The following is a 5,950-nucleotide window of genomic DNA, read 5'->3' on the forward strand; positions in this document are numbered from 1 at the left end:
AAAAATCCCGTTGCCCACGCCATGAACTATTTTCTCAGACGTGCCGATACATTCACACGATTCCTCACTGACGGCCGGATCTGCCTCTCAAACAATGCAGCAGAACGCGCCCTGCGCGGCATCGCCCTGGGCAGGAAAGCCTGGTTGTTCGCCGGGTCCGATCGTGGCGGAGAGCGCGCCGCCGCCATGTATTCCCTGATCGTCACCGCGCGCCTGAACGATGTCGATCCCCATGCATGGCTCGCTGATGTCCTGGCACGGATCAATGACATCCCCAATCCACGCCTCCATGAACTCCTGCCCTGGCACTGGAAAGCCCACCAGCAGGTCCACAATACCATCGCCGCCTGAATACGCCCGCGTCTCTCGCCGGATGATTACTGCAGGGCCGAGACCTCGGCACTGGAAACGTTGCCGAGCGACTGCAGCGCCGCGACCTCGCTCACCCTGTGCAGTCCCAGTATGATATCGCTCTTGTCCGGGTTGATGCCCAGCGTCAGGCCAGTGGCCCCGGTTACGGTCACTCCCATGCATTCCGTTCCTTTTCACGCATCGCGGGAACATGCATGTCTCCCGACCTCGCTACAGATATCCGCTACCCGCGTCGCTTGATCGCCACGACCGGGAAGGAGATGCTTTCACGACGGTAATTGACAGCAATGGGTTAAGAAATTCGGAATCAGGGTCAGATTGGTTCAGTTTAATGGAACACGTTTTTCCAGTTCCTCCAGCCAGATGCGGGCATTGCCATCAGATGGCGCGCGCCAGTCCCCGCGCGGCGACAGCGCCCCCCCGGCCACGACCTTCGGCCCGTTGGGCATGGCCGAACGCTTGAACTGGCTGAAACCAAAGAAACGGTTCAGGAAAACCCCAAGCCAGTGCCGGATTTCGGACAGGGCATAGGCACGCCTGCCATCTGCGGGGAAACCCGGCGGCCATGCCCCCCGCGTGGCGTCGCCCCATGCATGCAGCGCCATGAACGCGACCTTGGACGGACGGAAGCCGTACCGCAGCACGTGGAACAGGGTAAAATCCTGCAATGCGTACGGCCCGATCAGCGACTCCGTGCTCTGCACCGCCTGCGCGGCCGTGGCGGGCACCAGTTCGGGCGAGATCTCGGTGGAGAGGATGGCATCCAGCACCGCACAGGTCCGTGCCTGTTCCTGCCCATTGGCCATGACCCAGCGGATCAGGTGCTGGATCAATGTTTTCGGCAGGCCGGAATTGACGTTGTAATGCGCCATCTGGTCACCCACGCCATAGGTGCACCAGCCCAATGCCAGTTCCGACAGGTCGCCCGTGCCGATCACGATCCCGCCCGACTGGTTGGCCAGCCGGAACAGGAAGTCGGTCCGCAGCCCGGCCTGCACATTTTCAAACGTGACATCGTACACGTCCTTCCCCGCGGCGAAGGGGTGCCCCATCTGTTCCAGCATAAGCTTTGCCGCAGGACGGATGTCGATCTCGCGCGCCTGTATGCCCAGCGCCGTCATCAGTTCATGCGCATTGCCACGCGTGTCGCTGCTGGTGCCAAAACCGGGCATCGTGTAGCCCAGCACCGCCTGGCGCCCCAGCCCGCTTTCATCCGCCGCCCGCACCGCCACCAGCAGGGCATGGGTGGAATCCAGGCCGCCAGACACCCCGATGACCAGCGTTTTCGCCCGTGACGCCTGCAATCGCCGCTTCAGGGCCGTGACCTGTATGGTAAAGGCCTCGTAACAGTCCTGATCCAGCACGCCGGGGTCACTGGGCACGAAGGGGAAGCGGGGAATGGCGCGCCGGAGGCCGATATCCCCGGCCGGTGGCGTCAGGGCAAGATCGATCCAGCGCCAGTCCTGGCTCCCTTCATGCGCACGGTTGTCGGCAAAGCTGCCCATGCGCAGGCGTTCCTGCCGCAGCAGGTCAAGATCCACATCCGCCATCAGCGTGACCAGGCCGGACGGGAAACGCGCACTTTCCGCCAGGATCGCACCATTTTCAAAAATGGAGGTCTGTCCGTCCCATGCCACGTCGGTGGTCGATTCCCCCTCCCCCGCCGCGGCATAGACGTAGGCACACACACATCGTGCGGAATGGGACTGGCACAGCAGCGTGCGCGTGCGTGCCTTGCCCACCGTGATATTGGATGCCGACAGGTTGGCGATGACAGTAGCCCCGGCAAGGGCTGCCTGAATGCCCGGTGGCTGGGGCACCCACATGTCCTCACAGATTTCAGCGGCCACCACCAGACCCGGCACGGCGCGGGCACGGAACAGCAGGTCGGTGCCAAACGGCACGTCATGGCCTTGGATCGCGACATGGCCGCCCCGCAGCCCCGCACCGGCGCTGAACTGCCGGGCTTCGTAAAATTCCCGGTAATCAGGCAGGTAGGATTTGGGAATGACACCAAGAATACGCCCGTCATGCAGGGCTATGGCGCAGTTATACAGCGCATCCCCCCACACGACCGGCGCCCCCACCAGCACCAGCGGCCGCAGGCCTGCCGTCTGCCCCGCAAGCCACGTGATGGCGTCCCCCACGCGGTCCAGCAGCACATCCTGCTGGCGCAGGTCCTCGATCGCATAACCGGACAGACCCAGTTCGGGAAAAACCGCGACCACTGCCCCGGCGTCATGGCAGGCACGGATGCCGTCATACGTGCGACGTGCATTTTCCATGGGGTCAGCCAGTACGACCGGTAGCGTACACGCGGCCACACGTGCGAACCCATGAGTGTACAGAGCGTAAAATCCGGCCATGCCACTGCCTGCTGTCATATCCTGTATCCCAGCCCCAAAAGCCAAAATCATGACCCCGATGAACCGGGTGCCATCTGGCGCATTGTTATAGAGCGGATGGCATGCCCACGTCTGTCACAACAACGATCGGAAGGAACCGAATCATGGACCTGTTACGCTGGACCATCACATTCCTTGTCCTGGCCCTGATCGCCGCGGTCTTTGGCTTCGGCGGCATATCTGACACCTTTGCCTATTTTGGCAAGGTGCTGTTCTTCGTCTTTATCGTCCTGTTCATCCTTGGATTGTTTTTCGGCCGCGGCCGCGGAACTTCGCCCTGATCCGCAATCCCCGGCGTACAAGCGGGATCAGCGCAAGGGCATAGATCCCGTCCATCATGGCCATGGATACTGGCACGCCGGGCACCAGATAGGTTGCCGCGTCGCACGGCTTGGCCGGGCGGCGCGGCATGGAGGCCAGGCGTTCGGCAAAACTGCCGCCATGGAACGTGGGCGCACGGCATTCAGGCAGCGGACTGGCCCACCAGCCCTGCTCCACCCCCACATGCACCACCGACAGCCCGAACGCGCACAGCAGCACCGGCACGCACAGCCACAGCACGCCGCGCGCCGTGTCACGCGGCAGAATGGTGGCCAGTCCCCCCAGCACGATCAGGATACGATAGGGCCAGCGTTCCCACAGGCATAGCCCGCAGGGTACGTGACCAAGTGTGTCCTGGCTCCACCACGCCACACCAAGTGCGGCAAAGCCTGCCAGCACCATCAATAAAGCAGTTGAACGCATGGCTGGTTACGATCGGTCCACGGCGGGCGCCGCCTGCAGCGCGCGCATGAAGTCAGCGGCCCAGCTTACGGCTGTCGTGCTGCTAACCTCGCGCTCCAGCACCTGCCAGCGCGTGCGCCGTTCCGCAAGGCCCATTGTCAGCGCTTCATGCAGGGCGTCGGCAATCTCATCAGGGTCATACGGATTGACCAGGATGCCTTCATCCATTTCCGGCGCGGCCCCCGCAAAATGCGACAGGATCAGCACACCCGGGTCAGCCGGGTCCTGTGCCGCAACGTATTCCTTGGCCACAAGGTTCATGCCGTCGCGCAGGGGCGTAATCAGGGCAGCTTCCGCCCGGCGGTAGAACCCGGCCAGAACCTCACGCGGCAGGGGACGGGTGATATAGCGGATGGGTGTCCAGTCGAATTCGGAATAGGCCCCGTTGATCCGCCCGGTCAGTTCATCCAGCTGGCGACGCAGCTGGCGATATTCCTCGACACCGCCACGTGAGATCGGGGCGACCTGCAGGAATGTGACCTTGCCACGATGTTCGGGGTAGCGGGCCAGAAGCGCCTCATACCCGCGAAAGCGCTCAGGCAGGCCCTTGGAATAATCCAGCCGGTCCACGCCCAGAACCAGCTTTGCGCCGCGCAGGCTGTCTTCGAGCCGCCTGACCTCCGGCCCCTGCATGCTTTTTTCCGCCTGCGCGCGGAATTCATCGGGATCGATGCCAATGGGAAACGCCTGCCCCCGTGGCGGCAGGCCATTGACTTCCAGCGAATGGTTCAGGTTCTCGGCATCCTCGGGGGTCTGCACGCCCACCAGATCGTAGCTCTGCATGTCCTCAAGCAGCAGTTCCGCGCCCGGGAGCGACCGCACAAGGCTCCATGGTGGAAAGGGAATATGCAGGAAGAAACCGATCCGGCACTTCACCCCCAGGTCCCGCAGCGCCTGCCCCAGCGGGAACAGGTGGTAGTCATGGACCCATATCACGTCATCGGGCCGCAGCAGCGGCAACAGCGTGCGCGCGAACATGGCGTTGACCGCAAGGTAGGTTTCCCAGTCCGTGCGGGAATAATTCATCAGTCCCACACGGTAATGGAACAGCGGCCACAGGATGCCGTTGGAGAAATTCTGGTAAAATCCCTCATACTGCAGCGGGGTCAGGTCAATGGTGGCGTAGGTTACGTTGTCAACCCGGTCCAGCCGGGGCACGGGATCGCCGCCATGAAGCTGTACCTGCTTGCCTGACCAGCCGAACCACAGTGACTCCCCCTCACGCAGCGCGTCTTTCAGGCCAACGGCCAGGCCACCGGCGGGCTGGCTGCGTTCACGCGGGGACGGGACGCGGTTGGAAACAATAATCAGTCGCCCCATGCGTCCCTGCCTCCCTGTGCCAGTTGCGCAAGCCAGCCGCGAAAGGCGGCGGGATCGGGGAAATCGGCGGGGATGCGGAAGCCGACCCCACCCAGATGCACCGCCATGCGGATGCCATCTTCATCCGTAACGTCATCGCCAACGAAAATGGGGGACCGCCCGGCAAAGGGTGCGCTTTGCATGAGCACTTCCACCGCGTGGCCCTTGTCTATGCCGGCGGGGCGGATTTCCCATGCCATCTTGGCGGCCTGGACATGAAAGGCGCCGCCTGTTGCGGCAACCCAGCCATCCGCCACCTTGCCCAATGCCTCCCCGGCATCGGGCGCGCCGCGGTAATGCAGCACCAGCCCTGCCTTCTTGCGTTCGATCCGCACGCCAGGATAAGCCTGCGCCAGCCTGTCGGCCTGTTCCAGCCACGCGGCAGGCACCGGCGGCAGGGGGGCGCGTTCAATGGCCTGCCCCGGTGCGTGCCGGATGGCGATGCCATGCTCACCCGCCACGGCATAGGGCACGTCCCCCAGAAAATGGTCGATCTGGTCAATGGGCCGCCCCGAAATCACAGCCAGCGCATTCCCGCATTTGTCACGCAGGCGCTTGAGCGTATCGAGCAGGCCGGGCGCCACCACAACGGATTCAGGCGTGGGCGCGATATCAACCAGTGTCCCATCAAAATCCAGCAGGAATGCCGCGCGGGCAGGCGGGGGCAGCCGATCGAGCGAAGGAAGGGAAGGTATCTTGCTCATGATGGATCTAGCCTCCGGCAAAGCTGGGGAATACGCAAGCCCGGAACCACACCGGACAGGCCGACAGCATTGATACGATACAAATTAAACTATTATCTAATGCAGCATTAGCGGGGCTGCCCCCTCATCCGCAGGGTCAGCAGGCGGCGGGGTTGGCAATGGCGGGGAAACCGGGGCCACGGCCGTCGTGGGGGCCTGCGTGGGGGACAGGGGCTGCGCCGCATCGACATCGCCCGCCCCGGACGTGGGCGACGGGGTGGCCCCGGCCACCGGAACCGGGCTGCCATCCGCACCGGGCTGCGGCACGGCGGCAACCGCCAGCGGCGG

Annotated in this window: 7 protein-coding genes and 1 pseudogene; 2 read left to right on the top strand and 6 right to left on the bottom strand. The window is 63.6% G+C overall.

Annotated elements, in window-relative coordinates:
• Positions 1–351: IS66 family transposase (locus tag GEU01_RS13260; protein ID WP_019086484.1), on the top strand; the 351-nt coding region annotated here is incomplete at its 5' end.
• Between the two features lie 26 nt (positions 352–377).
• On the opposite strand, the gene GEU01_RS25765 is transcribed toward GEU01_RS13260, so the two are convergent.
• Both GEU01_RS25765 and GEU01_RS13270 read right to left on the bottom strand, forming a co-directional pair.
• Positions 378–530 carry a hypothetical protein gene (locus GEU01_RS25765; RefSeq protein WP_019086485.1) on the bottom strand — a complete coding sequence of 51 codons (153 nt, stop codon included), beginning with the start codon at positions 528–530 and terminating at the stop codon, positions 378–380.
• Between the two features lie 165 nt (positions 531–695).
• On the bottom strand, positions 696–2,756 hold the full coding sequence (locus GEU01_RS13270; RefSeq protein WP_019086486.1) for an NAD(+) synthase: 2,061 nt from the start codon (positions 2,754–2,756) through the stop codon (positions 696–698).
• A 125-nt stretch (positions 2,757–2,881) separates the two neighbouring features.
• Here GEU01_RS13270 and GEU01_RS24390 point away from each other — a divergent pair, with 125 nt between their 5' ends.
• The gene (locus tag GEU01_RS24390) at positions 2,882–3,058 is read left to right on the top strand and encodes a DUF1328 domain-containing protein (RefSeq protein WP_010508831.1); all 177 of its coding nucleotides are present in this window, start codon (positions 2,882–2,884) and stop codon (positions 3,056–3,058) included.
• Here the strand turns inward: GEU01_RS24390 and GEU01_RS13280 are convergent.
• The 4 genes and pseudogenes from GEU01_RS13280 to GEU01_RS26865 form a co-directional block, all read right to left on the bottom strand.
• Positions 3,012–3,521, bottom strand: a complete 510-nt coding sequence (locus GEU01_RS13280; protein ID WP_026018733.1) for a disulfide bond formation protein B — start codon at positions 3,519–3,521, stop codon at positions 3,012–3,014. The two genes, GEU01_RS24390 and GEU01_RS13280, sit on opposite strands and share 47 nt — an antisense overlap.
• Positions 3,522–3,527: 6 nt before the next feature.
• Positions 3,528–4,880, bottom strand: a complete 1,353-nt coding sequence (locus GEU01_RS13285; protein WP_010508835.1) for an alpha,alpha-trehalose-phosphate synthase (UDP-forming) — start codon at positions 4,878–4,880, stop codon at positions 3,528–3,530.
• On the bottom strand, positions 4,868–5,623 hold the full coding sequence (otsB, locus tag GEU01_RS13290; RefSeq protein ID WP_019086488.1) for a trehalose-phosphatase: 756 nt from the start codon (positions 5,621–5,623) through the stop codon (positions 4,868–4,870). The genes GEU01_RS13285 and otsB overlap by 13 nt, the downstream gene beginning before the upstream one ends.
• 96 nt (positions 5,624–5,719) lie before the next feature.
• Positions 5,720–5,950, bottom strand: a pseudogene (locus GEU01_RS26865) (DUF2155 domain-containing protein); the annotation flags it as partial.

Source organism: Komagataeibacter europaeus LMG 18890 (assembly GCF_000285295.1).
Lineage (GTDB): Bacteria > Pseudomonadota > Alphaproteobacteria > Acetobacterales > Acetobacteraceae > Komagataeibacter > Komagataeibacter europaeus.